This is a genomic window from Pseudoalteromonas sp. SIMBA_162 (assembly GCF_046535955.1).
Taxonomy (GTDB): Bacteria; Pseudomonadota; Gammaproteobacteria; order Enterobacterales; family Alteromonadaceae; genus Pseudoalteromonas; species Pseudoalteromonas marina.
The window spans coordinates 1-606 of the sequence record NZ_JAWJBQ010000063.1 but is presented as its reverse complement, the minus strand read 5'-3'; the positions used below and the strand labels follow the sequence as shown (position 1 = coordinate 606).

Sequence of the window (606 nt, the reverse complement as noted above, 5' to 3'; positions counted from 1 at the left end):
AAAAAATTAAAGTATATTTTAGTGATGCCGATAACTTAATTGAAACAGGAATCACAGGCACTTTTTCAGCTTGATTCCCATCTAGTTAAATTATTAGGAGGCTATCATGGCTTTAAGTGTAAATACTAATGTAATGTCGTTAAACTCACAGCGTAACTTATCAAATTCGACCAATGATTTATCAAAGTCATTTCAGCGTTTATCATCGGGGCTACGTGTAAACAGTGCCGCTGATGATGCTGCCGGTTTGCAGATTGGCACGCGGTTAACAGCACAAACAAATGGCCTTGATCAAGCTGCTAGAAATGCAAATGATGCTATCTCTGTTGCGCAAACGGCGGAAGGAGCTTTAGATGAAACCACTAACATGCTTCAACGTATGCGTGTTTTGTCTATCCAGGCGGCTAATGGGTCAAACTCTGATTCAGACCGAGGAGCTCTTGACAAAGAGTTTACTGAATTGAAAGCCGAGATAGACAGAGTTTCTGACGATACTACTTTCGGTGGAGAGAATCTTTTAGATGGTTCATATGACGCTGATTACCAGGTGGGTGCAGATGCTAATCAGGTCATAAACCTAAAAATCACTACCGATATGAATACTAC

The 606-nt window shown here is 40.4% G+C and carries 1 pseudogene; it reads left to right on the top strand.

What is annotated here, in order from left to right:
• Window positions 1–106: 106 nt before the first annotated feature.
• Window positions 107–606, top strand: a pseudogene (locus R0J88_RS18710) (flagellin FliC); the annotation flags it as partial.